Source organism: Neisseria sp. DTU_2020_1000833_1_SI_GRL_NUU_006 (genome assembly GCA_032388755.1).
GTDB classification, from domain to species: Bacteria; Pseudomonadota; Gammaproteobacteria; order Burkholderiales; family Neisseriaceae; genus Neisseria; species Neisseria sicca_C.
This window is the reverse complement of sequence record CP135593.1, coordinates 900,960-926,785: the sequence shown is the minus strand read 5'-3', so window position 1 is coordinate 926,785 and position 25,826 is coordinate 900,960. Positions and strand designations below refer to the sequence as shown.

Sequence of the window (25,826 nt, the reverse complement as noted above, 5' to 3'; positions counted from 1 at the left end):
GGGATTGGACAATTCAGATAAACCATCCAATCCCCAATCTAAGTCTCCCAAACATGCTCCACTGCTATTCCCGGCGACCCCACTCTGTAGCGGTTTCATCAAAAGCCCCACTTATTCCGCCAGCACCGCATCTACCGCCGCAAGCGCATGGATGGCGGTGCTGTCGAACACGGGCAGCGGGCTGTCGCTTTCTTTCAGAAGTTGACACCTTTTTCTACTTCAAAAGATTCATTCAAGGTATTTTACTTCCTATGCTTGGTACGAATAAGCGCAGATAAATCATAGCCTTGCTCTTTTGCCTGCTGCAAATACGCTTGATATACCAATTCATCCATGCTCGGTTTGCGCGACAACAACCACAAATATTTCCTATCGGGCTGTCCTATCATCGCATATTGGTAATTGCTATCCAAAGCCATCACCCAATAAGGTGCCTTGCCTACAGGCAGCCATCGAATCGCTTTGGGCAGAAAAGTCACGCTCAACTTGGTGTTTTCCGCATTCTGCACATATGCCAGCCCTTCTGCCGCCGACCAAGTTCCATCCGCCTTCAAACAACGGTTGGTCACGCTGATAGTGTCCTTGTTTTTTATCTTATAAAACGCCGTCACATCCGATACGCAATGACTTTGGTAAGGCATAGGCAATCGCGCGATTTCGTACCACTGTCCTGCATAACGCTGCACATCTACTTGCGGAACGGTTTGCAGCGGAGGCAAACTTTCCGACTGTGCGTAAGCAGCAAAACACATAGTTCCTAATAATAACAATCCTTTAATTTTCATCTTGCACGCTCCTTTAAAAAATATCAGCATATATCATTTCGGCAAAGACAACACACCACTTTGAGTAAAAATATTGGAACACTTACCGGATAAACCGGAGGCTTATTGACAACAATGTCTGGCAAGCCATGCTCTGCGGCTTGGTGTTTTTTTTGATTGTTGGCGGTCGGTGCTGCAACGCCGGTTATTGATACGCATACTTTCGTGCAGATTTACTCAGCATTTTCATGTGGATGTCCGCAATCAGCCTGACGACTTGCTGCGATTGGTCGAACAATATTCCAACCTGAAAGACATCGGTCAAAGGGTGGAATTGTCTGAAAAAGGGCTGGCATAGACAGGGGTCGTCTGAAAAATTTTCAGACGACCTTTTTCTACTTCTCCTGTTTCTTCAACAACACGCACGCCAGAATCAGGCTGGTGGCGGCAAAGGCGGCGATGGCGGCGTATTCATGCAGCAGGTCTGCGGTGTGCAGCCCTTTGGTGAAGCTGCCGACGCTGACGGTGTAGTACCACGACGACGGGAAGGTTTTGCCGATAACCAGCGCGCCGCCTTCCATAGTGGACAGCGGGTAGAGAAAGCCGGAATAGGTTTGCGCGGGGATCATGGTGATGATGGCGGTGGCGAAGATGGCGGCAAGCTGGGAGCGCACAAAGCAGGAAATCAAAAGCCCCAGCGCGGTGCTGGCGGACACCATCAAGAGCGTGCCGACGGCAAGTCCGGTAAACGAGCCTTTGAGCGGCACGCCGAACAGGTAAATAATCATCAGCATCATGGCGGCGAAATTGACCATGCCGACGGCGATATAGGGAAGCTGTTTGCCGATCAGATATTGCGCCACGGCGGCGGGCGATGCGTAGAAATTGGCGATGGAACCGATTTCGCGTTCGCGCACCACGCCGACCGCCGACATCATGGCGGGTATCATCATCAACACCAGCATCATCACGCCCGGGGCGATGGCGTTGATGCTGTCGAAATCCTGATTGTACATAAAGCGCGGTTCGATGCCGGCGGGGGCTTTGAGCGAAACGGGCAGCCCGCTTTCGGCGATGCGGTCTTTGGTGTAGGCGGTGATCAGGCTGCCGATGTAGCCGCGGATATTGGTGGCGTTAAACGGCATGGAGCCGTCCACATAAAAACCGACTTCGGGTTTGAGCTCGCGCGCCAAATCACGCCCGAAACCGCTCGGAATATCGATGACTAATATGGCGCCGGAGCTTTTGAGCACGGTGTCGATTTCGGCTTCGGACTGTATCGGCGGCTGTTGGAGGAAGTAGCGCGAACCGTCGAAATATTCGACCAGCTCGCGGCTGGCGGCAGTTTGGTCGCGGTCGTAAACGGCTAATTTCAGATTCCGCACGTCAAACGAAATCCCCCACGATACCGACGCCATGATAATCAACGGGCCGAACACGGCAAAAAACAGGCGGATTTTATCGCGCAGGAGTTCTTTGGCTTCACGGCGGGCGAAAGTCCAAATCATGGAGAAGCGGTATTTGAAGGTTTGGGTGTTTGGGTTGTCCCGTAGGGTGTGTGAACTTTGTTCACGCACGCCGTTTGGGGTTTCAGACGACCCTATATCTTTTCCTTGAAGGTCGTCTGAAAGTTCAAAATGCCCGTTATCCGATTGCCCTTCCGCGTGCGTGGCTTGCGCCACACACCCTACGGTCGGTTCGGACAATTCCGCTTTATTGTTCACAGGTAGGGTGTGTGAACTTTGTTCACGCACGCCGTCTGCGTTTTGGCGAAACTCACTACATTCGTTTTCAGACGACGTTGCGCTTTGTTCATACAGGTCGTCTGAAAACTCCGAACGTCCGTTACCCGATTCCCCTTCCGCGTGCGTGGCTTGCGCCACACACCCTACGGTCGGAGTTTCCGCTGGTAGTGTGTGTGAACCTTGTTCACGCACGCCGTCTGTATTTTGGCGAAACTCGCGCTGTTCACTTTCAGAGTGCGCAGCCTCCTGACGGGACGACCTTTCCCCACCGTCCCCGCCTTCCGCTTCAATCAGATACTGCACAAACGCTTCTTCCAAATCCGGCGCATTCTGCCTTGCCGCCAGTTCGGCGGGCGTGCCCACCGCCAGCACGCGGCCTTTGTGCATAAAGGAAATGCGGTCGCAGCGGGCGGCTTCGTTCATAAAGTGGGTGGAAACGAAAATAGTGATTTTGTCTTCGCGGGAGAGTTTCAGAAGATGCCGCCAGAACATATCGCGCGCGGCGGGATCGACCCCCGAAGTCGGTTCGTCCAAAATCAATACTTCGGGGTGGTGCAGGCAGGCGGCGGCCAGTTGCAGACGTTGGCGTATACCCAGCGGCAACGATGCGGGCGCGGTGTCGGCAACGTCCGCCAAATCAAACTGTTGCAGGGCTTCTTCCACCGCCGCCGCGCCTTTAGCGCCCATCTGGTAGAGTCTGGCGTGCAAATCCAGATTGCGGCGCACGCTCAGTTCTTCATACAGCGAAAACGCCTGCGACATATAGCCGACGCGCATTTTCGTGTCCAAGCCGCCCGCGTCTATCGGCTTGCCCAACAGCGTGGCGGCGCCTTCGGTCGCTTCCAGCAGGCCGGTCAGCATTTTCATGGTGGTGGACTTGCCGCAGCCGTTGCTGCCGAGAAAGCCGAAAATCTCGCCTTTTTGAATGGTAAAGCTGACGTGATCCACAGCGGTAAAATCGCCGAAACGCTTGGTCAGGCCGTGCGCTTCCATCGCGGGCGGCGCATCGGGGTCGGGGACGAACGGCGTAATGTCCAAACCGCCCGAACCCTGCTGTTTCTCCGGCGGCAGCATTTTAACGTAGGCCTCTTCCAACACGTCCGTGCCGTAATCCGCCAGCACGTCGGCAGTAGGCTTGTTTTCCAGCAGCCTGCCCGCGTCCATCGCCAGCAGCCGCTCGAAACGCTGCGCCTCTTCAATATAGGCGGTCGCCACAATCACGGTCATGCCCGCGTGTTCCCGCCGCAAATCGTCCACCAGCGCCCAAAACTGGCGGCGCGACAAAGGGTCCACGCCCGTGGTCGGTTCGTCCAAAATCAACAAATCCGGGCTGTGCACCAGTGCGCAGCACAAACTCAGCTTCTGCTTCATCCCGCCCGATAGCTTGCCCGCCGCCCTGCCGGAAAACGGCGCAAGGCGGGTCGCCTCCATCAGCCGCGCAATCTGCCGCGTGCGTTCCTGCCCGTCCAAACCAAACAGCCGCGCATGAAAATCAATATTCTCATACACCGACAAGGTAGGATACAGGTTGCGCCCCAAACCCTGCGGCATAAAGGCGATACGGTGCGACAAATCCCGCCGCACGTCCTTGTCCGCCATATCGCCGCCCAACACTTCCACCCGCCCGTCCTGAATCACCTTCACCCCCGCCATCAGCGAGAGCAGCGTCGATTTGCCCACCCCGTCCGGCCCGATCAAACCGACCGTCGCGCCTTTCGGAATGTCCAGCGACACATCGTCAAGCGCAAGGGTCTTGCCGTAGCGGTGGGAAAGGTTTTGGATGGAAACGGTGTTCATGATGCAACCTTTTTTGCAGAAAACGGGATTTCAGACGACCTGTTCGTCACGGCTGATTCCATCGGGCTTACGGCTTAAAAGCTCTGCCGACGCCTCACCCGCAGGTATGTATCCGCTTCATCAGTTATCTCCTCAAGGTCGTCTGAAAAAGCGGATAACAGCCTAATCAAGGAAATTGAATATGTCTGAAAATTTCCCTTAATACCGTGAAACATAATGAAAGGATACATCGAACAAAGGTCGTCTGAAAACCTTGTCCATAGGCTTTCAGACGACCTTTTCTTTATGCCCTATCTTACAAATGCGGGTTCATCAGGTTTTCGGGCGACAGGATGCGGTCGAGTTCCGCTTCGCTCAACAGGCCGCGTTCGAGCACGACTTCGCGCACGCCTTTGCCGGTTTGGGCGCAGATTTTGCCGACCAAATCGCCGTTGTGATGTCCGATATACGGGTTTAGATAAGTAACCAAGCCGATGGAGTTGAACACATAACGTTCGCAGATTTCGCGGTTGACGGTAATGCCTTTGACGCATTTTTCGGCGAGGTTTACCGCAGCGTTGCCCAAGAGGGAAATGGTTTCAAACATACATTGCGCGATGACCGGCTCCATCACGTTTAATTGCAACTGCCCCGCTTCGGCGGCGAAGGTGATGGTGGTGTCGTTGCCGATGACTTTGAAGCAGACTTGGTTGACCACTTCGGGAATCACGGGGTTGACTTTGGCGGGCATAATCGACGAGCCTGCCTGCATTTCCGGCAGGTTAATCTCTTTCAAACCGGCGCGCGGGCCGGACGACAAGAGGCGCAAGTCGTTACAGATTTTCGATAATTTCACCGCCGTGCGCTTCAATGCGCCGTGTACCATCACATACGCGCCGCAGTCGGAAGTCGCTTCAATCAGGTTTTCGGTCAGTTTGCAATCCAAGCCGCTGACTTCGGACAATTTTTTCACCGCCAAAGCCGCGTAGCCTTTCGGCGTGTTCACGCCCGTGCCGATGGCGGTTGCGCCCAAGTTGACTTCCAACAGCAGGGCGCGCGTGCGGTCCAGATTCAAAATCTCTTCTTCCAGCAACACTTGGAAAGACTGAAACTCCTGCCCCGCCGTCATCGGCACGGCATCTTGAAGCTGGGTACGACCCATTTTCAAAACATCTTTAAACTCATCGGCTTTGGCGGCAAACGCGTCTTTCAGCAACGCCAGTTTTTCCAGCAACCCGCCGACACTGTAATACACCGCCAGCCTGAAGCCGGTCGGATAGGCGTCGTTGGTGGACTGGCTGGCGTTCACATGATCCATCGGGTTAACAATGTCGTAGCGACCTTTTTCGTAGCCCAACACTTCCAAAGCAAGGTTGGCGATGACTTCATTAGTATTCATGTTGACCGAAGTCCCCGCGCCGCCTTGATACACGTCGGACGGGAATTGGTCGAGACAGCGGCCTTTAAGCAACACTTCGTCGCAAGCCTTCTCGATGGCGGCTGCAATTTCGGGTTTTACCGCTCCTAATTCGCCGTTTGCCTGCGCGGTCGCTTTTTTCACCATCACCATGCTGCGGACAAACTGCGGTACGTCGGAAATTTTTTGATTGGAAATTTTAAAGTTTTCCACCGCGCGCAAAGTATGGATGCCCCAATACGCCTCGGCGGGAATTTCGCGGTCGCCCAGCAAATCGTGTTCGATACGGACAGTCATTTCTCTTACCTTCTCATTCGTTGGTTTATCAAGTAATGTGCATATGCAGGCGGAACATTAGACCGTTTTGCATGGGTTGTCTAGCTGCAAATGCGCCGTTGTTATCAAAGCAGGAAAAACACTCCCACCCGAAAGGTAAAAGGTCGTCTGAAACCTTTTTCAGACGACCTTTTACATGCTTACATACCGACCAGTCCCCGTATCTGCGGCCAGTAAAACAAACAGGCGATGGCGCAGACGGCGACGCTGATGCCTGCGGCGTTGATGCTGCTGATTTTTTCTTTAAACGCCATCGCGCCGACCAGCGTTCCCAAGACGATGACGCCGATGTTCATGCCTGCGAAGACCAGCGTCGGGTTGTCTTTCATCATTTGGTGGGCGGTGATGTAGGTAACGATGTTGGCGAAATTCAAACCGCCCAAGACGATGCCGCCGATAATGCCTTCTTTCGTCCATTTGGTCGATTGGGAGAAAAGGTAGCCGAACATCAAAATACCGGCGAGGCTGAAGGCGACCAAGAGGTTGCCGGAAAACGCCGTACCGCTTTTGGCAAGCTGTTTGAAGAGGATATCGATGATGCCGTAGCCCGCCCAAACGCCCGCAAGCAGCGTGATTTGCGTACCCAATCCGCCTGATTTCTTGCCGCCGTCGGCTTTCCACAACAGGCAGAACAAAGCCACAAACGCCAAAACGATGCCTATCAGCCTGCCTTCGGTCAACGCTTCGCCAAAAATGACGAACGCGGAAATAATCGGCAATATCAAAGACAAACGCTGCGCCGCATCAGACTTGACGATACCCGCCGCATCGACTGCCTTGCCCATAATCACAAACACCGAAGGCAGCAGCACGCCCAGCGCGCCAAACAGCCACCAAGTCGGCAAAAAGGCTTTCGGGTTGCTCAAATCGGGTTTCAACACCCAAGCCGTCAGCGCTACTGCGACGATGTAGTTCACCGCCACCGCCTGCGCGACGTCGATTTTGTTCTTACGCGCCAATTTGAGCAATACCGACACAGACACGCTGCACAGTATGCTTGCCAATAAATAAATCATGTTTTTCCTTTGATTGAATGTGTCGGATGCGTGGACAAATTTTCAGACGACTTTCTTGGTGTCCTGTTTTGATATTTAGTTTCCCGCAAACGACCCATACAAAAATTTCAGACGACCCCGGGATGCGAAGGTCGTCTGAAAACAAGGCGGGCGGTTGCGCTTAGAACCAAGTATCCAAAGACATACGCTTGTTGTCCGTCAGTCTGACAAAACCTGCCGCCAGACGGTAAGCAAACCAAACCGATACCAAAAACAGCAACACAGAGCCGATGCCGATAAACGCGGTGATTTTACTCAAAACAAACCCCGCCAGACCGCCCCAGAAGGTTTTAATCAGATAGTCTGCGTGATTATTATAAACCGAGTCTCCCATATCGCCACGTTTTACATACGCCAAAACGATGCCGGCAACAGGCATTACCAAGGTCGCAAATGCCAAGGCAAACAAGGCATACATCGCCATCACATAAGTCCGGTCGCCGTCTTGGCGCGGCGCTTCCGCCGTATGCTCGCTACCGGTCTGCTGGCTGGCGGTCTGCCCGCTTCTACCGCTGAATTCACGGAGCGACTCGTCGTACCATGCCCGACGTTCGGGATCGACCAGCGTATCGTAAGCCTGACGGATTTCCTTAAAACGCTCTTCCGCTTCGGGATTGCCGGGATTACGATCGGGATGGTATTTCATTGCCGAATCGCGATAAGCTTTTCTGATTTCTGCAATGTCCGCATCCGCCGAAATGCCGAGAATTTCATAAAAATTACGGTTTTCCATATTAGGGTGTGCCTCTTTGGTTTGTGTTTGCCAAAGCCCGATACCGTGAAATCACGCCAACAGGCTGTTTGACAGAATGAAAACAGATATAAAATCAGGCATTGTGTTCTTTTTATAAAACCTTCAAATTTGCCCGAATCTGCGTTTCCCGACTTAAAACCGTTTTGCATCCCTTTAGACGGCGACCTGTACATCCTGCGGATTCAAAGCCCGCAAAGCCTGCGGACTGACACCGATGATAAATCCGCGCTTGCCGCCGTTGATATAAACTTTCTCCAAATCCCAAATACTTTTTTCAACATACACAGGCAACCGGGTTTTCATACCGAAAGGCGTCGTCCCACCCACCAGATAGCCCGTCCATTTGTTTGCCTGTTTCGGATCGGCAGGCTCGATGTGTTTCATGCCCAAATCGCGCGCCAGATTGCGGGTGGAAATCTGCTTATCGCCGTGCATCACGACAACCAGCCCTTTCTTCGCTTCGTTTTGCAGCACAATGGTTTTGACCACCTGATGCTCGCCCACGCCGAACAACTGTGCAAACTGCCCTGTCCCGCCGTGTTCCTCATAAACATAAATATAAGGCTCAAAATCAATTTGATGTGTACGCAAGAAACGGACGGCAGGAGTAACCGGATAATCGGTATTTTTGCTCATGATGCAGTTCCAATAATATTCAGACGACCTAAAATTAATATGACAATGACGCGTAAAAATAGTTTCCGCATCTTTTCAAAAACAACAAAACCGCCCGCCTGCTGTGGCAGACAATCAAGCTGAATGTTACCATAAGCCCCTGCCCAATATCCGCCGTCCTGTTCCGACAAAATCGGAAAGCCGAAATCCGACAACAGGACAGAATGCCCCGTGCGCCCAACCTCAAGGAATATCAAATGAATATCCGATACCTCGGTACCACCGAACGCTACTCCGAAGCCGTCTGCGCCGGAGGATTCGTCTTCCTCTCAGGTATGGTTCCCGAAAATCCCGAAGCCGATGCCAAAGCCCAGACTGAAAATGTCTTGGCACAAATCGACCATTGGCTTGAAAAATGCGGCTCCGACAAAGCACACATCCTCGAAGCCACCATCTTCCTGACCGATATGAACGACTACGCCGCCATGAACGAAGCCTGGGATGCCTGGACAGCCCCCGGCCGCGCCCCTGCCCGCGCCTGCATCGAAGCCAAACTCGCCAAACCGGAATGGGCGGTCGAAATCAAAGTATCCGCCGTGTGCAAGTGATTGGATTGGACAAGGGTCGTCTGAAAACCACAGTTGATTTTTCAGACGACCCCTTTCATAAAAAATGCAACGAAAGCAGAGCGATTGGATTGACGGTAAAGTAAATCACCTATCAATACAAAAAGGTCGTCTGAAAGCCCAAGTTTTCAAACGACCTTTTACAATCAAAGCATTATGCGAACGGATGATGCAAAACGATGGTTTCTTCGCGGTCAGGGCCGGTAGAGACGATGGCTACCGGTGCGCTGCAGACTTCTTCGATGCGTTTCAAATATGCTTTGGCATTGGCAGGCAATGCGTCGTAGCTTTTCACGCCGACAGTCGATTCGCTCCAGCCGGGCATGGTTTCGTAAATCGGCTTGCAGGTTTCTACCGCATCCGAACCGCAAGGCAGGATGTCGGTTTTGCTGCCGTCGGGTAATTCGTAGCCGACGCAGATATTGATGGTTTCAATGCCGTCCATCACGTCCAGCTTGGTGATACACATGCCGGAAATGCCGTTGACTTGGATGGAGCGTTTCAACGCGGCGGCATCAAACCAACCGCAGCGGCGTGCGCGGCCGGTTACGGAGCCGAATTCGTGTCCGCGTTCTGCCAAACCTGCGCCTACTTCGTCGAACAATTCAGTCGGGAATGGGCCTGAACCGACGCGCGTGGTATAGGCTTTGACGATACCCAAAACATAATCCAGCATTTGCGGACCTACGCCCGCGCCTGCGGAAGCGGCTCCCGCCAAGCAGTTGGACGAGGTAACGAAGGGGTAAGTGCCGTAATCGATGTCCAACAGCGTACCTTGCGCGCCTTCAAACAGCAGTTTTTCGCCGTTTTTGTTTTTCTCGTTCAACACGCGGGATACGTCGGTAATCATAGGCGTAATGCGCGGTGCGACTTTTTCGATAACCGCCATCACATCTTCCGCTTTAACCGGCTCGGCATTGTGCAGATGTTGCAATTGAACGTTGTAATAAGCGAGGATGGCATCCAGTTTTTCACGCAGTTTTTCAGGATGCAGCAAATCAACGACACGGATGGCGCGGCGTGCCACTTTGTCTTCGTAGGCTGGGCCGATGCCGCGACCGGTCGTGCCGATTTTGCCTTTGCCGCGCGATGCTTCGCGGGCTTGGTCAAGCGCAATGTGGTAAGGCAGGATCAGCGGACAGGTCGGCGCGATTTTCAGACGACCTTTAACGTTTTTCACGCCTGCTGCGTTCAACTCGTCGATTTCGCCCAACAATGCTTCGGGGGAAACGACAACGCCGGAACCGATGAAGCAATCCAAGTTTTCATGCAGGATGCCGCTCGGAATCAGGCGCAAAATGGTTTTCTTGCCGCCGACGACCAGAGTATGACCCGCATTGTGGCCGCCTTGGAAACGCACGACACCGCTGGTTTCTTCCGCCAGCCAGTCAACGATTTTACCTTTGCCTTCATCGCCCCACTGGACGCCGATTACTACAACATTTTTAGCCATAGCCATATAACCTATTAATATTAGAAAATTATCGTGAATCAACTTCAAACCAAGACGGCTTTGCGCCCTGCCCTGATTTGCCTTTAATCCGCTATGAATGGGTATTTAAATTTTCTCAACCTGCCAAACGCCGTCCGCCTTTTTCAGACGACCTGCAACCTCTTCCGAAGCATTGTGTCCGATACCGTAGTCGACAACGATACACTGCCCTTGTTCACGCAAGGCTTCGACTGCTTCGCGTGCTGCTTCGGCATCTTCCGCATCAACCAAGACGACGGGCTGACGCTCAATGGCGGGCAAACGTCCGATAAAGCTGCGCAAGTCGAAACTGAATCCCGTTGCCGGACGCGCACGGCCGAAATATTCGCCCAATCCGTCATAACGCCCGCCCCGTGCGACCGCGTCATGGAAATTGGAACCGTATGCCGCATACAGCAAGCCGGTGTGATAATTGTCGACGCGCAGTTCGGATAAGTCGATATGGACTTTCTGATTCGGGAATGCGTCGCACACTGCCTGCAATTCGTCCAACGCGCTGCCGACTGCCGACAGATCCGGCAATCGTTCGCGCGCGGCGGACAACACTTCACGTCCACCATACAGACGCGGCAGCAGCGAGAATGCTTTCGCCCACATACCGTCCAGCTTCCAAGCCTTAACCTGCGCTTCGACCGCTTCGGTATCTTTATCCTGCATCAACGCAAGCAGCGTTGCGGACTGCTCCGCATCCAAATGCGCCGCATCGGACAAAGCGCGGAATACGCCGATATGGCCCAGCGACAGCAAAACCTCGCCCATATCGGCAATCTTCATGCTTTTGAGCATCAGGTCAATCAGTTCGATATCCGCCCGGATGTCGGCGAAACCATACATCTCCGCTCCCGCCTGCAAAGGTTCGCGCATATTGAGCAAACCCTCCGGCCGCGCGTGCAACACAGGACCTGCGTAACACAATCGGTTAATCCCTTGATTGGCGGACAAAAGATGCGCATCGATACGCGCCACTTGCGGCGTAATGTCGGCGCGGATGCCCAACTGCCGACCGCTCAGCTGATCGACCACCAAAATGGTTTTCAAAGACAAACCCGCGTCAATGTGTGTCAGCAGGGAATGGCTGTATTCCATCAGCGGAGGCTGTACCAGCTCGTAACCGTGCACTCGGAACAAAGTCAACAACTGCTCTCGCGCGCTTTCCAACTGTCGGGCGTTGGTCGGCAACACATCGGCAACATGTTCGGGAAGCTGCCAAGATTGCATGGGAATCTACCTTCTATCTGTTTTTGTAAACGCAAAGGGCTGCTTGAATTTAAAACCAGACAGGCAAACAGCCCGTTTCTCGAAATACGCCGCGCAAACGATGCAGCGTTTCCAACAAATCTGATTTTAAATTCAAACAGCCCCTGAATGACGGCTTTAAACCGCCGAGTTATTAAAAGCAGACTTTACCATACAAAACAGTTTTGTGCAGCCTGTTTTCATACAAAAGTCGTCTGAAAAAAGATGGGCAATCCTCTATTCGCAATGGAGATTGCTTGTTTTCTCTTTAAAAGAATCCATCGCAATTTGGCACATACGTTGCCGTTGTCCCAAATCTGCCGCAGGCAGCGATTGAAATAAAAATTTTGTATTGTTGCGTTGAAAATCGGCTTTCTTGCCTGCCTTTTTATAACACTCGTCTGCGCGTGCGAAATATTGACGGCAGATTTCCGGCAATTCTTCCAACGATAAAGGTTTGTGCTTATGCATCCCATGTGCTGACACAGCCAGCGGAGAGATAGCCAAAATCGCTGCCGCAACAAATTTCAAACTTTTTTGAAACCAATAATTTTTCATAATAAAACCTTAAAATCTATATCTACATGATGATATTGCTTTTCGCAAAATCCACTACGTTTGTTTTCAGACGACCTCAAAGCCGACTCAACCAAGGTGCGCCAGTTGTCCACGCATCTCGGTAATCACCGCCTTATAGTCCGGCTTGCCAAAGATGGCGGAACCTGCCACAAAAGTATCGGCACCCGCCGCCGCGACGGCGGCGATATTGTCGGTTTTGATGCCGCCGTCCACTTCAATGGCGATGTGCCGCCCGCTTTGCGCTTCGTACCGATCCAACATCGCCCGCACTTGACGGATTTTTTCAAGGGTATGCGGGATGAAGCTTTGTCCGCCGAAACCGGGATTGACCGACATCAACAATACCATGTCCAGCCTGTCCAATACGTTTTCCAAAACGTAAGCAGGAGTTGCCGGATTCAACACCAACCCTGCCTGACAGCCTGCATCTTTAATCAGGCTCAGGCTGCGGTCGATATGGCGGCTGGCTTCGGGATGAAACGTGATAATTGACGCCCCTGCTTTGGCAAATGCCTGAATCAGATCGTCAACGGGTTCGACCATCAGATGCACATCAATCGGCACGGTGGCATAAGGCTTCAACGCCGCGCAGACCATAGGGCCGAAAGTCAGATTCGGCACATAATGATTGTCCATCACGTCGAAATGAATCAAATCGGCTCCCGCTTCGATAACTTTCGTTACTTCCTCACCCAAACGGGCAAAATCGGCGGATAAGATGCTGGGCGCAATACGGAAATTGTGGTTCATAGAAATCCAGTCGGATGGTGTGGTTTGATAAACAGATAATTTTTCATATTCTACCACCAACGCCTCACACAACACTAACTATGCATTATTAATATTTAACAAAAGTAAGCATATGCATAAATAATTATAGGTTAAGGATATGTTTTGTCAGAAATAAAATAAAGATATGAAGTTAACAAAAGTTAACTGGAGGGATACTGCCTTTCACACGCTAATCGGGTATATTTGCGCGGTTACGGAAACTAGGAAAACGCTGTGTCTGTCGGATTCAAATCTTATTTACCCCTCTGTGCATTATCGGTTGCGCTACTGACGGCTGTCGGTCAAGCGCACGCCGGCCCCCAATATATCAAGCTGGACGATTTTCAAGCCAATTGCGACATCCGCTCCCTTAATCTGACGCAAGACCAACACAATGCTTTGCGCCGTATCCGTAATGATTACAAACAGGCATCGGACAAAGCATACCGCAAACTCGTCCGCACAGACCGTAACCGCCGCCAAGTCATTATGAAAATCCTTGCGGCAGATAATTTCGATCAAAACAACGCCCGCGATTATGTCGAAACCCGCTACTTGTCGAGCATGGACTTCGCCGTGGAAGAATTGGAAATCCAACACCGTTTCTACCACCTGCTCAATCCACGCCAACGCCAGATTTGGCTTTCTTCCTGCCTTCGCTGACATATCGCCTTCCTGATTGATCCGTACAAAAAGGTCGTCTGAAATCCTGTTTCAGACGACCTTTTGAACTATATAGAGACCTTTGCAAAAAAGCCCTTCCCCCGACAGCCGAAACCCAAACACAGGTTTTCGTCTATTTCCGCCCCTAATTGCTCCTGATTTTACCCAAATATCCCCTTAATCCTCCCCGAATACCCGATAATCAGGCATCCGGGCCGCCTTTTAGGCGGCAACAGACACACTTAGCCTGTTAGCCGCTTTCAACAGGTTCAAACACATCGCATTCAGATGGCTTTGCGCACTCACTTTGAGCAAACCAAAATAGGCTGCCCGGGCGTAGCGGAATTTACGGTGCAGCGTACCAAAGCTTTGTTCGACCGCATAACGGGTCTTCGACAAATATCGGTTGCGTTTGGTTTGCGCTTCCGTCAGCGGACGGTTGCGGTGGGCTTTGCGCATAATGCCGTCTAACAACTGATGGTCTTCCAGATGTTGCCGGTTTTCCTTGCTGTCGTAGCCTTTGTCGGCATAGACGGTCGTGCCTTCGGTTAGGCCCTCCAACAAAGGGGACAGATGGTTGCACTCATGGGTATTGGCGGGGGTAATATGCAGTTTCTCGATATAGCCTTCCCCATCGGTACGGGTATGTTGTTTGTAACCGAGTTTGCAGAGGCCGTTTTTCTTTGTCCAACGGGCATTGAACTGCACCCCAAAAGTTGGACATCCCCTCCAACTCACAAGGTGCAGTTTTTTTATGACCAAATATACATTACACTTCAAATACCAAGCCGTACTCCACTACCTGCACATACGCAGCCGACAGCGTACCGCAGATCATTACGGCATTTCCCGAACCCACCTGAGACGATGGATACGCGCCTATCAAGAAGGCGGTATCGGCGCACTCGAACATCCCCAATCCAAAACCATGCCCCAACACCGCAAAAACCCCTTCATCGCAGATAAACCCGACCAAGAAAAAACGCAGGCAGAGCTTATCGAAGAGTTGTGCTATATGCGCGCAGAGGTCGCCTACCTAAAGGAGTTAAAAGCCCTCAGCCAAAAGCGGACCGCAAAGGACAAAGCCAAACCGTCCAAACACTGAGGGCGCAACGCCCGCTCAAATACCTGCTGCACATCGCAAACCTGCCCAAAAGCAGCTTTTACTACCACCACCAAGACCGACCCGACCCCGACGCAGCCGACAAAGCCCTCCTCGTCGAAACCTACCGGCGGCATAAAGGACGCTACGGACAAAGGCGCATTGCCGCCGCATTAGATTGGAACCGCAACAAAGTGGCGCGGTTGATGAAGCAGTTGGAACTGAAAGCCCTCATACGGGCGAAAAAAGCCTACCGCCATCCCGCCATGGGCGAGATATCGGAACACCTCCTCAAACGCCGGTTCAAAGCCCGAAAGCCCAACGAAAAATGGCTGACCGACGTTACCGAACTCAAAGGGAAGGACGGCAAACTGTACCTCTCGCCAATCTTGGACTTGTTCAACCGCGAGATCGCCGCCTACGCCATGAGCCGCAGAGCCGACAGCGAAATGGTGAAGGAAATGCTCGAAAAAGCCGCACCCCGTCTGACTGCTAAAGGAACGATTCTTCATTCGGACCAAGGCGTGCTGTACCGTACGGCGGGGTATAGGGAATTGCTTGCGGGGCATTCCATGGTTCAAAGCATGTCGCGAAAGGCGAACTGTTGGGACAATGCGCCGATGGAGAGTTTCTTTGCGGTGTTGAAGACGGAGTGTTTCTATAACGCAGGTGAATTGACGGTAGATGAATTGATGAAGCAGATAGATGACTATATGGATTACTACAACCGGGAGCGTTGCAGTCTGAAATTGAAAAAGCTGAGTCCTGTCGCATACAGAACCCAGCTTGCACAGAGCGCCTGAATAGGCTTTTATCGGGTGTCCAAGATTTTTTTTTTTGGGGGGGGTAAAACCATAAATAAGGTATTCAGACGACCTTTTAGTTTTCCGGCTATCAACATCCGTTCAATAAGAATCCGGAATGTGTTTGAAATACAGCATGACCAGATACCAAAACAGCGTCGCTGCGGCTGCACCGAGCAGCACCCATGCGCTGATTTTGGCGACATCGCGCAGGGCGCGTTTTTGCTTGCGGCTGAAGAGGCGGTTGATGATCAGCGCGGCAAGTGCGAAAAAGAAAAAAATACGGAAAAGTCTGCCTATCATATCGGGAAGCGGGGGAGGTCGTCTGAAAAAGTATGGTTTGGGTGCGGCGGCATGGGAACGGATGTTTCAGCGTGTCAGGCTGCTTGTCCGACCGTGTCAAAAAGTCATGCCGTTTGCTATATAATAACGCTTTTCGCCGCATTTGTTGGAACAGGATATGAGTCAAAGTGCCTCGGTGGGCATTGTAACGCCCCAAAAAATTCCGTTTGAGATGCCGCTGGTTTTGGAAAACGGTAAAACTTTGCCGCGTTTCGATCTGATGATTGAAACTTACGGTGAGCTGAATGCCGAAAAAAACAATGCGGTTTTAATCTGCCATGCGCTGTCGGGCAACCATCATGTTGCGGGCAGGCATTCGGCAGAGGATAAATATGCGGGCTGGTGGGACAATATGGTCGGACCCGGCAAACCGATTGATACGGAACGTTTTTTCGTGGTCGGTTTGAACAATTTGGGCGGCTGCGACGGCAGCAGCGGGCCTTTGTCGATCAATCCTGAAACGGGCAGGGAATACGGCGCGGATTTTCCGGTGGTTACGGTGAAGGACTGGGTAAAATCCCAAGCCGCGCTTGCCGACTATCTCGGCATCGAACAATGGGCGGCGGTTGTCGGCGGCAGCTTGGGCGGCATGCAGGCTTTGCAGTGGACGATTTCCTATCCGGAGCGCGTGCGCCATGCCTTAGTGATTGCGTCTGCGCCGAAACTCTCGACGCAAAATATCGCGTTTAATGATGTAGCGCGTCAGGCGATTTTGACCGACCCCGATTTCAACGAAGGACATTACCGCAGCCACAATACCGTTCCCGCACGGGGCTTACGGATTGCCCGTATGATGGGGCACATCACTTACCTTGCCGAAGACGGTTTGGGCAAAAAATTCGGACGCGATTTGCGTTCCAACGGCTATCAATACGGCTATGGCGTTGAATTTGAGGTGGAATCCTATCTGCGCTATCAGGGCGACAAATTCGTCGGGCGGTTTGATGCCAACACTTACCTGCTCATGACCAAGGCTTTGGACTATTTCGATCCAGCGGCGGATTTCGGCGACAGCCTGACCCGCGCCCTGCAAAATGTGAAAGCGAAATTTTTTGTCGCCAGCTTCAGCACCGACTGGCGTTTCTCGCCCGCGCGTTCCAAAGAGCTGGTCAAAGCGCTGATTGCCGCGCACAAGCCGGTGCAGTATATCGAAGTCAAATCCAACCACGGCCATGATGCCTTTTTAATGGAAGACGAGGCCTATATGCGCGCCGTAGCGGTTTATATGAACAATGTTGACAAGGATTGCCGATCATGAATTTGCGCGACGATTTGCAGTTGATTTACGACTGGATTCCCGAAGGCAGCCGCGTCTTGGACTTGGGCTGCGGCGACGGCGAATTGCTGGCGGCTTTGGTGGAGCACAAAAAATGCAGTGGCTACGGCATCGAAATCGACACCGACAGCGTCATCGCCGCCATGTCGCGCGGCGTAAACGTCATCCAAGCCGATTTGGAGCAGGGTTTGGCAGAATTTGGCGACCAGACGTTTGACGTTATCGTCTTGAGCCAAACCATCCAAGCCATGCAGAATACTGAGAAAATCCTGCGCTGCCTCATGCGCGTGGCGAAACAGGCGATTGTCAGCTTCCCGAATTTCGGCTACTGGCGCAACCGCTTCCAAATCGCCGTCGGCGGGCATATGCCGGTTTCCGAACGCATGCCCTACCATTGGTACGACACGCCGAATATCCATTGGTGTACGCTCAAAGACTTTGATCTATTGTGCGCCAAAAATAAAATCCGCGTCCTCGAGCGCGCGGTCATGACGGGCAACAAACAGGTCAAACATTTCCCCAACCTGTTGGGCAGCTTGGCGTTTTACCGCGTCGGGTAAGATGGATTGAGCACCTTGCTGGCAATAACAGGTTTTTTGGTTCTATTAACAATAGGTCGTCTGAAAAATGGAGTGGCAAATTTTCAGACGACCTCTTTATGTTAATAAACCTTATTTGGAATTTGGAAATTGTGTTTGATGAAATGTGATGGATTTGGAGCGTAAAAGCAGAGGGTGGAAATCCGGACTTATTGGACATTCGTTGAGGAGTTAGTGCGATAGCAGCTTCATTTGACGCACTCGAATCTGTCTTGTTTTGCGCTTAATTCAATATCAAAAAGATCCCGAAAATACGCATGATGCCAAAACCGCCTTGATGGGATAAACCATCAAAGCCGTTTGATTTTTATCCCTGATAGGCAGAGCTAGCCTTCCGACTGCAATCAGTTAAAAAATTTTATTATTTTCAAACTTCTATATAGTTGATAAAGGTTGGTATTTTGCTTAATTAACAAAGATATTATTTAATAAAACCTTAACTGAAAAGAGCAGCCTGTTAAAGAAGAGTACCATGTGAAACCTATTTCAGACGACCTTTTGCCTTATTCGATTATTGTCGGTAAGTCTGCAAAAAACGTTCGAGTTTGCCCATGGCTTCTTCGATTTGGTAGGTGTACGGCAGGGTAACGATGCGGAAGTGGTCGGGGCGTATCCAGTTGAACCCTGTTCCTTGGACGAACAAGACTTTTTCGCGTACGAGCAGGTCGTAGATGAATTTCATGTCGTCATAGATGCCGTACATTTCGGTGTCGATTTTCGGGAACATATACATCGCGCCCATCGGTTTGACGCAGGACAGTCCGGGAACTTGGTTGACAAGTTCCCATGCTTTATTGCGCTGCTCCAGCAGACGGCCGCCGGGCAGGATAAATTCGTTGATGCTTTGATAGCCGCCCAAAGCGGTTTGGATGGCGTGTTGCATGGGTGTGTTGGCGCACAGGCGCATGGACGAGAGCATATCGAGGCCTTCGATATAGCCTTTGGCATGTTCTTTCGGGCCGTTGAGCACCATCCAGCCTTGGCGGAATCCGGCAACGCGGTAGGCTTTGGAGAGTCCGTTGAAGGTGATGGTCAGCAGGTCGGGGGCGAGTGCGGCGATGTGGTGGTGAACCGCGCCGTCGTAGAGGATTTTGTCGTAGATTTCATCGGCGAAGATGATCAGACCGTGTTTGCGCGCCAACTCGGCGATTTCGAGCAGGATTTCTTTGCTGTACACCGCACCGGTAGGATTGTTGGGATTGATGACGACGATGGCTTTGGTTTTGGGCGTGATTTTGGCTTCCATATCGGCAAGGTTGGGAAACCAGTCGTTTTCTTCGTCACACAAATAATGGCGCACCGTACCGCCCGCCAAAGTGGCGGCAGCCGTCCACAGCGGATAGTCGGGCGAGGGAATCAGGATTTCATCGCCGTCGTTCAAAAGCGCCTGCATGGACATGGTAATCAGCTCGGACACGCCGTTGCCGATGTAAACGTCGTTGACCGAAATGTCGCGCAGACCTTTGGTTTGATAGTAATGAACGATGGCTTTGCGGGCGGAATACAGCCCTTTGGAATCGCAATAGCCCTGAGCGGTCGGCAGGTTGCGGATTACGTCCACCAAGATTTCATCGGGTGCTTCAAAGCCGAACGGCGCGGGGTTGCCGATATTGAGCTTGAGGATTTTATGGCCTTCTTCTTCGAGTTGCAGGGCTTTTTTGTGTACCGGTCCGCGGATGTCGTAGCAAACATGGTCCAGCTTGGACGATTTGGGAAATTTCTCCATGATGTGTGTTCCGTAAAATTGTTAACAATGGGGGTAAATGTACTCCGTTTGCAGGCGGAAAGGAAGTATTTTATGCGACCGAAAAAAGGTCGCCTGAAACCGCGTTCAAAATTTCAAGCGTCGGACAATTAGGATTTGAAGTGCAACTCTCCATAACGTAAAAAGGCCGTTACGCGGCAGCATACGGCCTTTCTTGCAAGGAAGATCGCCATGGGCTGGCCACACACAACTGACCCAAGACGAACTATACCTGTAAAATACAATATCTGCCCCACTACTGCATCATCACTGAAATCGTTAAACAGCTTAACCGCCACAAAAAAACACCGTAAGAATCTGTTCCAACTACTTGTATTTACAACACAGGGGGCTGAATGTTGCACTTGAAATCCGAATCCAAGGCTAACTTGACTATCAGATAGCTTTTTTTGATGGATATCTTAGAATTTTATTCCCTAGAATTTCACGCCTTTATGCAATGCCACAATCCCTGCGCTCATATTATGATAATCCACACTGTCGAACCCCGCGTCCAGCATCATCTGTTTCAAAGTTTCTTGATCGGGATGCATACGGATGGATTCGGCGAGATATTGATAGCTGTCGGCATCTTTCGCAATCAGTTTGCCCATGACCGGTAGCAGCTTGAAGGAATACAGGTCGTACACCCCTTCCAGTGGTTTGTAGACTTTGGAAAACTCCAATACCAGCAGCGTGCCGCCCGGTTTCAACACGCGGTACATCTCTTTCAGCGCGGCATCTTTGTGCGTCATGTTGCGCAGGCCGAAGGCGACGGAAACCAGATTGAAATAGTTATCGGGGAATGGCAGCTTTTCCGCATCAGCCAGCGACACGGGCAGAATCAGGCCTTCGTTGAGCAGTCGGTCGCGTCCGACGGTCAGCATCGAAGAATTGATATCGGTCAGCCAAACTTCGCCCTCTTTACCCACGCGTTTGGCCCAGCCGCGAGACAAATCGCCCGTACCGCCGGCAATATCCAATACTTTGTCTCCTTTTTTCAAGCGTGCGGTATTAATGGTGAAATGCTTCCAAACACGGTGCAGGCCGCCGGACATCACATCGTTCATAATGTCATAGTTTTTCGCTACCGAATGGAATACTTCGGCTACTTTGCCTGCTTTTTCGTTCTCATCTACGGTACTGAAACCAAAATGGGTTTTGTGGTTGCTCATGTTGCCTGCCTTTTGAAATTTAAAATTAAAATAATATGAATTCAGATATTGAATACGTCGAAGAAATCGCCAATCGCTTTCGACGCGGGAAATATATTTTTCGCCTATCCCACCTTAAAACGAGCGGCTGTTGAGTAACAGGTAACGTTGTGTGTAGCCCGCTCCGGTACCTAAAAATTTCAGTTCCATCTTTTCAGACGACCTTTTGTCAATGTCTTCCTCCGCAACCTCCGCTGCCGCAGGCATGGCCGGATTTCGGTTCGGCATTCAAATCGTCAGGAGAAGGGACACGGGACGCACCAGCCAGCTCCATACGGCGCAGGTAGTCCGTCCACAGCGCGTCGTGATCGTGTGCCAGTTTGTGCAGATAGGCCCAGTCGTACAGGCCGCTGTTGTGGCCGTCTGAAAAAGTGATTTTCAAAGCGTAATTGCCGACCGGCTCCAAATCAGCAACGGTAACGCTTGCCTTTCCGGTTTGTAAAACCTCCTGCCCTACGCCGTGTCCGCGCACTTCCGCACTGGGCGAATAAACACGCAAAAACTCTGCGGAAAGTGGTTTTTCATCGGCATCGTAACGCAGCGTCAGCAATGCTCGGTCTTTCGACAGACGGATTTCCGTCGGAATAAGGTTGTTTTCGTTCACAGTCATACTCCGGATTTTTTACGCAGCCACGCAACTCTGATGGAAAAAACGCCCCCGGCCGCAGCAAACAGCAAAATTGAATAAAGGGACAGGCGTATCAGATTTATCCTCATCTGTCCGTTTAAGCCCAAAGGCAACATCATCAGTCCTGCAAATATTAAAAACGCCGAAACCATCAAAGCGATAGAAATGAAGGCATAGCGGGTATTGGCATTGATTTTGTGATGACGGCTCATGGCTGCGCAAGGGTTGCTGAACTTGAAGTCGGATCATTCTATCAGTTTTGCAGGCTAATTTCGATAAAAGGTCGTCTGAAACGGAAACGCCTGTTTCAGACGACCTTTTGGCTTTTGCTTTATCTGGCTTACTCGATAAGCAGGACAACTGCTTTTTCTGTTTCTTCATTCGGCATTAGGCGCACGGCTGTGCCGGTTTTTCCTTTGAGGCGCACGAGGAAGCCTCCGGGTTTGCGTTCCAAAACCTCAAGCTTTGCATCACCCCGCGGACGGAATGTGATTTTCTCGCATTCGCGAAGACACCAGTGGTTTTTCCAATGGATGAAATAAATGTTATCCGGTTTGACGGCAAGCGTTTCTCCGCCATTGACGACAAAATAGGGATAATCGGGCTTTTTGGTTTTGAATGTCCATTCTGCTTTCTGTTTCTTACCGTTTTGACTGTATTCGAATACGGCGCGGTAGGCAGTGTCGTATTCGAGCGGCGATAGTGGGAAAAGCGCGAATTGTTTGTCGGTCAACTGTCCGTTTGGATCTGTGTATTTATCCAAAATTTTGGTTTTGTCGATTTCGTTTTTGCCTTGATAAAGTTTGAACGACAGCATCTTGGCTTCGCCCCCGTCGTCTGAAAATGCAATGCTGACGGGATTTCCGGTAAATTCATAACCGGGCATGGGATCGGGATGTTCGCCGTAAAAATCCGGCGCGGCAAAATTTCCCTTCGGATAAGCGATATACGCTGATTTTGTTTGATTTTTAATTTCGTCGGCGTAAACGATAGAGCCATTGAAACAAGAATTTTTATAGAAACGGCGGCCCGCTTCCGGATAGGATCGCCCTAACGAACACCAATGATTGAATTCCCGGTTGCCTTGATTGAAAACGACGGCGGTTTTTCCGTTGCCATGCTCAACAGCTACGCCCGCCTCGTCAATATTTTGATCAAGCAAAGAAAAACGGTGGTAAATGGCTGTCATCAGGGCATCGGTTTGCTCGTGCAGGACAAGCGTGCTTTTAAATCCATCCTGATGGCGGTACTCGCCCGTGCTGATGTTTTCATGAACCCCATCGAAATAATAGCCGGCCTTGCGGGCGCGGTCGGAGGGCTTGTATCCCGTATAAAACTGATTGTTTCGATGTTTTTCGTCATGGCCGTCTTCAGGATTGATCAGCAGATATTTGGCGTGCCTTCGGGCTGAGCGTTCCAATACCGGGGAATTCGACAGGGGATTCAAACCGGCAGCGGCACGCAAAAAATTAAGGTAACCCAAGCCGCTTAAAGATTCTACGGACGAACGGTCTTGACCGGCTTGCGGGTGGATAAGGTCGTCTGAAAAGAAATAGCGATTTTGCTGGTAATAAAACAGACCAAGCGCGCCTGCTAATATTACCAGCCAGATGGAGATGGATTTCATATTGTCATTTTATAGGGTAAAGTGAGTTTAACGTAATGATGGAAGAACTTGGCGAATCATACAGCATAATATCCGTAAACGTCGTCTGAAAAGTGCCGGCCAAGTAAAATAAATGTATTTTTATTACAGTAAAATATTGTTAAGCTTATCTGCCTGATTTATAATTCCCGTCATATTAAAAGATGAAGTTTTTGTATTTTATGGGCAAATGACTTCATCCTTTTTTTTGTCTGTTGAAAATATTGAATATTTGCTCCATCGGTATTGGTTTGACCAGCCTGAAGCTGATATTTGCTTTATATCCTCAAATTACGGAGTTTTCATGTCCACAATGTTTTTTATCCAGTTCGCCATCGTACTGGTGTGTATCTTAATCGGCGCGCAGGTCGGCGGCATCGGCTTGGGCGTGATCGGCGGTATCGGGCTGGCGGTTTTGGCCTTCGGTTTCCATCTTGAGCCGACCAGTCCGCCGATTGATGTGATGCTGATGATTATGGCGGTCGTTTCCGCTGCTGCGTCGATGCAGGCAAGCGGCGGCTTGGACTACATGATTAAAATCGCCACCCGCGTTTTACACCGCAATCCGAAATACATCACTTTCATCGCCCCTATGGTGACTTATCTGTTTACCGTATTGGCAGGCACGGGACACGTCGCCTATTCGGTATTGCCCGTTATTGCCGAAGTCAGCCGCCGCAACGGCATCCGCCCGTCGCGTCCGCTGACGATGGCGGTCATCGCGTCGCAATTCGCCATTGTTGCCAGCCCGATTGCGGCCGCGGTCGTTGCCTGCGTTACCTACCTTGAGCCGCAACACATCACGATGGCTGATGTGCTGAAAGTGACTGTTCCTTCAACTATTTTAGGTATCGGCCTTGCCTGTATATTCGTCAACAAGCTCGGTAAAGAATTGAAAGATGACCCGCATTATCAGGCGTTGCTGAGAGACCCGGAATATATAGAAGCCAACGAAAAAGATTCGACTGAAGTTTCCAACGCGCCTGTCAGCAAAGAGGCGAAACTTTCAGTCGGGATTTTCCTTGCCGCCGCATTGCTGGTGGTAGTCATGGGCGCCGTACCGGAGTTGCGCCCGACCTTCCAAACGGAAGAAGGCCCGAAACTGATGGGCATGGCGCACGCCATCGAAATCGTCATGCTTTCTGCTGCCGCGCTAATTATCCTGCTGTGTAAACCGGATGGTAACGCGATTACCAAAGGCTCGGTGTTCCATGCGGGGATGCGTGCCGTTATCGCCGTATTCGGCGTGGCATGGCTGGGCGACACGCTGATGCACGGTCATCTGGCTGAAGTCAAAGAAACCGTATCGCATTTGGTCGAAACTGCGCCGTGGACTTTTGCGTTTGCCCTGTTCGTTTTGTCCGTCTTGGTCAACAGCCAAGGGGCGACCGTTGCAACGCTGTTCCCCATCGGTATTTCGCTGGGCATTCCTGCCCCAATTATCATCGGCACGTTTGTCGCGGTAAACGGCTATTTCTTCATCCCGAACTACGGTCCGATTATCGCGGCGATTGATTTTGACAGCACGGGTTCGACCAAAATCGGCAGATTCATTTTCAACCACAGCTTTATGATTCCCGGCCTCTTGAGCATGGCGTTTAGCTTGGTATTCGGTTTGCTGCTGGCGAATTACTTCTTTTAAGGTCGTCTGAAAAAAGGTCGTTTGAAAACACAAAATAGGTTTTCAGACGACCTTTGCATTAGGATTATCCGCTATAATATCACCGCATAACAAAACCCGTCTTTTACGACCCTATTCCCACGGAGCGTACAAAAATGTACCACTACAAATCCGAAGCCACCCAGTTTCTCGACAAACTTATCGAAGACAATCCGCAACTGGAAACGCAACGTCTCGAAAACCGCCACCTGCTTTGGGATGTCGAATTAAATCCGCAAGAGCAGGCAGAGTTTGAGGCTGCCAAAGTTGCTAAAAAACCCTATACATACTATCAAGACTGATCGTGCCGAAATGACCGTCCGCACATCCAACACACCTGCCGGACTACAGGACTACCTCAATACCATCGGACAGGCGGAGCATCCCGTCCTTGCCGCATTGCGCGAGCGCACACTTTCCCACCGATTGGGCAATATGGCCATCGCCCGCGAACAAGCCGCCCTGCTTTCTTGGTTGGCGCAGCTTATCCGTGCCGAAAAATATTTGGAAATCGGCGTGTTTACAGGATACAGCAGCACCGCCGTCGCGCTTGCATTGCCCGAGCATGGCAAAGTTACCGCCTGCGACATCAACGTAACATTTACCGACATAGCGCGCGAAACTTGGCGGGCGGCAGGAGTGGAACACAAAATTTCACTGCACCTGCAACCCGCCCTTTTGACTTTGGACGACCTGATAGCGCAAGGTGAAGCGGAAAGTTACGACCTGGCCCTGATAGATGCGGATAAGCCCCCTACCCCGCAATATTTCGAACGTTGCCTGAAGCTTGTGCGTAAGGGCGGCATTATCGCCATCGACAATGTTTTGCTGAACGGCCGGGTCTTGCATGAGAGCGACGAACACTCCCCGCCCAGCCTGAAAATACTGCAAACATTCAACCGCAGCCTGCCCGAAGATGAACGTATCGTTCCCATTACCCTACCCGTCGGCGACGGATTGACCCTTCTAATGAAAAAATAAACC

The 25,826-nt window shown here is 51.3% G+C and carries 27 protein-coding genes and 1 pseudogene; 10 read left to right on the top strand and 18 right to left on the bottom strand.

Annotated features, from left to right (window positions below; translation table 11 throughout):
- Nucleotides 1–242: 242 nt before the first annotated feature.
- Nucleotides 243–785, bottom strand: coding sequence for a lipocalin family protein (locus RSJ68_04505; GenBank protein ID WNU97992.1), 543 nt, complete (start codon nucleotides 783–785; stop codon nucleotides 243–245).
- Between the two features lie 374 nt (nucleotides 786–1,159).
- Complete coding sequence (locus RSJ68_04500; protein ID WNU97991.1) at nucleotides 1,160–4,306, bottom strand: ABC transporter ATP-binding protein/permease; 3,147 nt, start codon at nucleotides 4,304–4,306, stop codon at nucleotides 1,160–1,162.
- On the opposite strand from RSJ68_04500, the gene RSJ68_04495 reads away from it, so the two are divergent.
- Nucleotides 4,305–4,472 carry a hypothetical protein gene (locus tag RSJ68_04495; protein WNU97990.1) on the top strand — a complete coding sequence of 56 codons (168 nt, stop codon included), beginning with the start codon at nucleotides 4,305–4,307 and terminating at the stop codon, nucleotides 4,470–4,472. The genes RSJ68_04500 and RSJ68_04495 overlap by 2 nt on opposite strands.
- A gap of 129 nt (nucleotides 4,473–4,601) precedes the next feature.
- Here RSJ68_04495 and aspA read toward each other — a convergent pair whose 3' ends face one another.
- The 5 genes from aspA to RSJ68_04470 all read right to left on the bottom strand — a co-directional run bounded on the left by aspA (nucleotide 4,602) and on the right by RSJ68_04470 (nucleotide 8,719).
- Nucleotides 4,602–5,999 (bottom strand): aspartate ammonia-lyase, encoded by a 1,398-nt coding sequence (gene aspA / locus RSJ68_04490; GenBank protein WNU97989.1) that lies wholly within the window; start codon nucleotides 5,997–5,999, stop codon nucleotides 4,602–4,604.
- A 179-nt stretch (nucleotides 6,000–6,178) separates the two neighbouring features.
- Nucleotides 6,179–7,054 carry a DMT family transporter gene (locus tag RSJ68_04485; GenBank protein ID WNU97988.1) on the bottom strand — a complete coding sequence of 292 codons (876 nt, stop codon included), beginning with the start codon at nucleotides 7,052–7,054 and terminating at the stop codon, nucleotides 6,179–6,181.
- Between the two features lie 160 nt (nucleotides 7,055–7,214).
- The gene (locus RSJ68_04480) at nucleotides 7,215–7,826 is read right to left on the bottom strand and encodes a DnaJ domain-containing protein (GenBank protein WNU97987.1); all 612 of its coding nucleotides are present in this window, start codon (nucleotides 7,824–7,826) and stop codon (nucleotides 7,215–7,217) included.
- A gap of 174 nt (nucleotides 7,827–8,000) precedes the next feature.
- Nucleotides 8,001–8,483, bottom strand: coding sequence for a Cys-tRNA(Pro) deacylase (gene ybaK, locus RSJ68_04475; GenBank protein ID WNU97986.1), 483 nt, complete (start codon nucleotides 8,481–8,483; stop codon nucleotides 8,001–8,003).
- Nucleotides 8,480–8,719 (bottom strand): ABC transporter permease, encoded by a 240-nt coding sequence (locus tag RSJ68_04470; GenBank protein WNU97985.1) that lies wholly within the window; start codon nucleotides 8,717–8,719, stop codon nucleotides 8,480–8,482. The genes ybaK and RSJ68_04470 overlap by 4 nt, the downstream gene beginning before the upstream one ends.
- Between RSJ68_04470 and RSJ68_04465 the strand changes: the two genes are divergently transcribed.
- Nucleotides 8,720–9,070, top strand: a complete 351-nt coding sequence (locus tag RSJ68_04465; GenBank protein ID WNU97984.1) for a RidA family protein — start codon at nucleotides 8,720–8,722, stop codon at nucleotides 9,068–9,070.
- 172 nt (nucleotides 9,071–9,242) lie between these two features.
- On the opposite strand, the gene RSJ68_04460 is transcribed toward RSJ68_04465, so the two are convergent.
- From RSJ68_04460 to rpe, 4 genes are all read right to left on the bottom strand, one after another.
- Complete coding sequence (locus tag RSJ68_04460) at nucleotides 9,243–10,541, bottom strand: adenylosuccinate synthase (protein ID WNU97983.1); 1,299 nt, start codon at nucleotides 10,539–10,541, stop codon at nucleotides 9,243–9,245.
- Between the two features lie 105 nt (nucleotides 10,542–10,646).
- Nucleotides 10,647–11,798, bottom strand: coding sequence for an ATP phosphoribosyltransferase regulatory subunit (locus tag RSJ68_04455; protein ID WNU97982.1), 1,152 nt, complete (start codon nucleotides 11,796–11,798; stop codon nucleotides 10,647–10,649).
- A 255-nt stretch (nucleotides 11,799–12,053) separates the two neighbouring features.
- Nucleotides 12,054–12,374: a hypothetical protein gene (locus tag RSJ68_04450; protein ID WNU97981.1), complete on the bottom strand. Its 321-nt coding sequence runs from the start codon at nucleotides 12,372–12,374 to the stop codon at nucleotides 12,054–12,056.
- Nucleotides 12,375–12,461: 87 nt separating this feature from the next.
- Nucleotides 12,462–13,145, bottom strand: coding sequence for a ribulose-phosphate 3-epimerase (gene rpe, locus RSJ68_04445; GenBank protein ID WNU97980.1), 684 nt, complete (start codon nucleotides 13,143–13,145; stop codon nucleotides 12,462–12,464).
- 255 nt (nucleotides 13,146–13,400) lie between these two features.
- Between rpe and RSJ68_04440 the strand changes: the two genes are divergently transcribed.
- Nucleotides 13,401–13,829, top strand: a complete 429-nt coding sequence (locus tag RSJ68_04440; GenBank protein ID WNU97979.1) for a Spy/CpxP family protein refolding chaperone — start codon at nucleotides 13,401–13,403, stop codon at nucleotides 13,827–13,829.
- Nucleotides 13,830–14,051: 222 nt separating this feature from the next.
- Here the strand turns inward: RSJ68_04440 and RSJ68_04435 are convergent.
- A pseudogene (locus RSJ68_04435) lies at nucleotides 14,052–14,528 on the bottom strand (IS5 family transposase).
- A gap of 55 nt (nucleotides 14,529–14,583) precedes the next feature.
- Here RSJ68_04435 and RSJ68_04430 point away from each other — a divergent pair.
- The gene (locus tag RSJ68_04430) at nucleotides 14,584–14,934 is read left to right on the top strand and encodes a helix-turn-helix domain-containing protein (GenBank protein WNU97978.1); all 351 of its coding nucleotides are present in this window, start codon (nucleotides 14,584–14,586) and stop codon (nucleotides 14,932–14,934) included.
- On the top strand, nucleotides 14,838–15,734 hold the full coding sequence (locus tag RSJ68_04425) for an IS3 family transposase (GenBank protein ID WNU97977.1): 897 nt from the start codon (nucleotides 14,838–14,840) through the stop codon (nucleotides 15,732–15,734). The genes RSJ68_04430 and RSJ68_04425 overlap by 97 nt, the downstream gene beginning before the upstream one ends.
- A gap of 102 nt (nucleotides 15,735–15,836) precedes the next feature.
- On the opposite strand, the gene RSJ68_04420 is transcribed toward RSJ68_04425, so the two are convergent.
- Nucleotides 15,837–16,037 carry a hypothetical protein gene (locus RSJ68_04420; GenBank protein WNU97976.1) on the bottom strand — a complete coding sequence of 67 codons (201 nt, stop codon included), beginning with the start codon at nucleotides 16,035–16,037 and terminating at the stop codon, nucleotides 15,837–15,839.
- A gap of 157 nt (nucleotides 16,038–16,194) precedes the next feature.
- Between RSJ68_04420 and RSJ68_04415 the strand changes: the two genes are divergently transcribed.
- Together RSJ68_04415 and metW are read left to right on the top strand one after the other, a co-directional pair.
- Complete coding sequence (locus RSJ68_04415) at nucleotides 16,195–17,334, top strand: homoserine O-acetyltransferase (protein WNU97975.1); 1,140 nt, start codon at nucleotides 16,195–16,197, stop codon at nucleotides 17,332–17,334.
- On the top strand, nucleotides 17,331–17,912 hold the full coding sequence (gene metW / locus RSJ68_04410; protein WNU97974.1) for a methionine biosynthesis protein MetW: 582 nt from the start codon (nucleotides 17,331–17,333) through the stop codon (nucleotides 17,910–17,912). The genes RSJ68_04415 and metW overlap by 4 nt, the downstream gene beginning before the upstream one ends.
- 550 nt (nucleotides 17,913–18,462) lie before the next feature.
- Here metW and RSJ68_04405 read toward each other — a convergent pair.
- The 5 genes from RSJ68_04405 to RSJ68_04385 form a co-directional block, all read right to left on the bottom strand.
- On the bottom strand, nucleotides 18,463–19,677 hold the full coding sequence (locus RSJ68_04405) for a pyridoxal phosphate-dependent aminotransferase (protein WNU97973.1): 1,215 nt from the start codon (nucleotides 19,675–19,677) through the stop codon (nucleotides 18,463–18,465).
- A 455-nt stretch (nucleotides 19,678–20,132) separates the two neighbouring features.
- Complete coding sequence (gene ubiE / locus RSJ68_04400; GenBank protein WNU97972.1) at nucleotides 20,133–20,870, bottom strand: bifunctional demethylmenaquinone methyltransferase/2-methoxy-6-polyprenyl-1,4-benzoquinol methylase UbiE; 738 nt, start codon at nucleotides 20,868–20,870, stop codon at nucleotides 20,133–20,135.
- Between the two features lie 208 nt (nucleotides 20,871–21,078).
- The gene (locus RSJ68_04395; GenBank protein ID WNU97971.1) at nucleotides 21,079–21,519 is read right to left on the bottom strand and encodes a DUF971 domain-containing protein; all 441 of its coding nucleotides are present in this window, start codon (nucleotides 21,517–21,519) and stop codon (nucleotides 21,079–21,081) included.
- Nucleotides 21,516–21,749, bottom strand: coding sequence for a cytochrome b6 (locus RSJ68_04390; GenBank protein WNU97970.1), 234 nt, complete (start codon nucleotides 21,747–21,749; stop codon nucleotides 21,516–21,518). The genes RSJ68_04395 and RSJ68_04390 overlap by 4 nt, the downstream gene beginning before the upstream one ends.
- A gap of 128 nt (nucleotides 21,750–21,877) precedes the next feature.
- Nucleotides 21,878–23,164 (bottom strand): CAP domain-containing protein, encoded by a 1,287-nt coding sequence (locus tag RSJ68_04385; GenBank protein WNU97969.1) that lies wholly within the window; start codon nucleotides 23,162–23,164, stop codon nucleotides 21,878–21,880.
- Nucleotides 23,165–23,495: 331 nt separating this feature from the next.
- On the opposite strand from RSJ68_04385, the gene RSJ68_04380 reads away from it, so the two are divergent.
- From RSJ68_04380 to RSJ68_04370, 3 genes are all read left to right on the top strand, one after another.
- The gene (locus tag RSJ68_04380) at nucleotides 23,496–24,824 is read left to right on the top strand and encodes an anaerobic C4-dicarboxylate transporter (protein ID WNU98345.1); all 1,329 of its coding nucleotides are present in this window, start codon (nucleotides 23,496–23,498) and stop codon (nucleotides 24,822–24,824) included.
- Between the two features lie 134 nt (nucleotides 24,825–24,958).
- Nucleotides 24,959–25,144: a DUF3460 family protein gene (locus RSJ68_04375; GenBank protein WNU97968.1), complete on the top strand. Its 186-nt coding sequence runs from the start codon at nucleotides 24,959–24,961 to the stop codon at nucleotides 25,142–25,144.
- A 10-nt stretch (nucleotides 25,145–25,154) separates the two neighbouring features.
- Nucleotides 25,155–25,823 carry an O-methyltransferase gene (locus tag RSJ68_04370; protein ID WNU97967.1) on the top strand — a complete coding sequence of 223 codons (669 nt, stop codon included), beginning with the start codon at nucleotides 25,155–25,157 and terminating at the stop codon, nucleotides 25,821–25,823.
- The last annotated feature ends 3 nt before the right edge of the window (nucleotides 25,824–25,826 follow it).

Bases quoted from the DNA above. Each gene is read 5' to 3' on its own strand.
- ybaK (WNU97986.1), bottom strand. From the start codon at position 8,483: ATGAGCAAAAATACCGATTATCCGGTTACTCCTGCCGTCCGTTTCTTG.
- RSJ68_04455 (WNU97982.1), bottom strand. From the start codon at position 11,798: ATGCAATCTTGGCAGCTTCCCGAACATGTTGCCGATGTGTTGCCGACC.
- RSJ68_04395 (WNU97971.1), bottom strand. From the start codon at position 21,519: ATGACTGTGAACGAAAACAACCTTATTCCGACGGAAATCCGTCTGTCG.
- RSJ68_04505 (WNU97992.1), bottom strand. From the start codon at position 785: ATGAAAATTAAAGGATTGTTATTATTAGGAACTATGTGTTTTGCTGCT.
- RSJ68_04485 (WNU97988.1), bottom strand. From the start codon at position 7,054: ATGATTTATTTATTGGCAAGCATACTGTGCAGCGTGTCTGTGTCGGTA.
- metW (WNU97974.1), top strand. From the start codon at position 17,331: ATGAATTTGCGCGACGATTTGCAGTTGATTTACGACTGGATTCCCGAA.
- RSJ68_04460 (WNU97983.1), bottom strand. From the start codon at position 10,541: ATGGCTAAAAATGTTGTAGTAATCGGCGTCCAGTGGGGCGATGAAGGC.
- rpe (WNU97980.1), bottom strand. From the start codon at position 13,145: ATGAACCACAATTTCCGTATTGCGCCCAGCATCTTATCCGCCGATTTT.
- RSJ68_04415 (WNU97975.1), top strand. From the start codon at position 16,195: ATGAGTCAAAGTGCCTCGGTGGGCATTGTAACGCCCCAAAAAATTCCG.
- ubiE (WNU97972.1), bottom strand. From the start codon at position 20,870: ATGAGCAACCACAAAACCCATTTTGGTTTCAGTACCGTAGATGAGAAC.
- RSJ68_04385 (WNU97969.1), bottom strand. From the start codon at position 23,164: ATGAAATCCATCTCCATCTGGCTGGTAATATTAGCAGGCGCGCTTGGT.
- RSJ68_04430 (WNU97978.1), top strand. From the start codon at position 14,584: ATGACCAAATATACATTACACTTCAAATACCAAGCCGTACTCCACTAC.
- RSJ68_04405 (WNU97973.1), bottom strand. From the start codon at position 19,677: ATGGAGAAATTTCCCAAATCGTCCAAGCTGGACCATGTTTGCTACGAC.
- RSJ68_04500 (WNU97991.1), bottom strand. From the start codon at position 4,306: ATGAACACCGTTTCCATCCAAAACCTTTCCCACCGCTACGGCAAGACC.
- RSJ68_04420 (WNU97976.1), bottom strand. From the start codon at position 16,037: ATGATAGGCAGACTTTTCCGTATTTTTTTCTTTTTCGCACTTGCCGCG.
- RSJ68_04450 (WNU97981.1), bottom strand. From the start codon at position 12,374: ATGAAAAATTATTGGTTTCAAAAAAGTTTGAAATTTGTTGCGGCAGCG.
- RSJ68_04370 (WNU97967.1), top strand. From the start codon at position 25,155: ATGACCGTCCGCACATCCAACACACCTGCCGGACTACAGGACTACCTC.
- RSJ68_04495 (WNU97990.1), top strand. From the start codon at position 4,305: ATGATGCAACCTTTTTTGCAGAAAACGGGATTTCAGACGACCTGTTCG.
- RSJ68_04480 (WNU97987.1), bottom strand. From the start codon at position 7,826: ATGGAAAACCGTAATTTTTATGAAATTCTCGGCATTTCGGCGGATGCG.
- RSJ68_04465 (WNU97984.1), top strand. From the start codon at position 8,720: ATGAATATCCGATACCTCGGTACCACCGAACGCTACTCCGAAGCCGTC.
- aspA (WNU97989.1), bottom strand. From the start codon at position 5,999: ATGACTGTCCGTATCGAACACGATTTGCTGGGCGACCGCGAAATTCCC.
- RSJ68_04375 (WNU97968.1), top strand. From the start codon at position 24,959: ATGTACCACTACAAATCCGAAGCCACCCAGTTTCTCGACAAACTTATC.
- RSJ68_04380 (WNU98345.1), top strand. From the start codon at position 23,496: ATGTTTTTTATCCAGTTCGCCATCGTACTGGTGTGTATCTTAATCGGC.
- RSJ68_04390 (WNU97970.1), bottom strand. From the start codon at position 21,749: ATGAGCCGTCATCACAAAATCAATGCCAATACCCGCTATGCCTTCATT.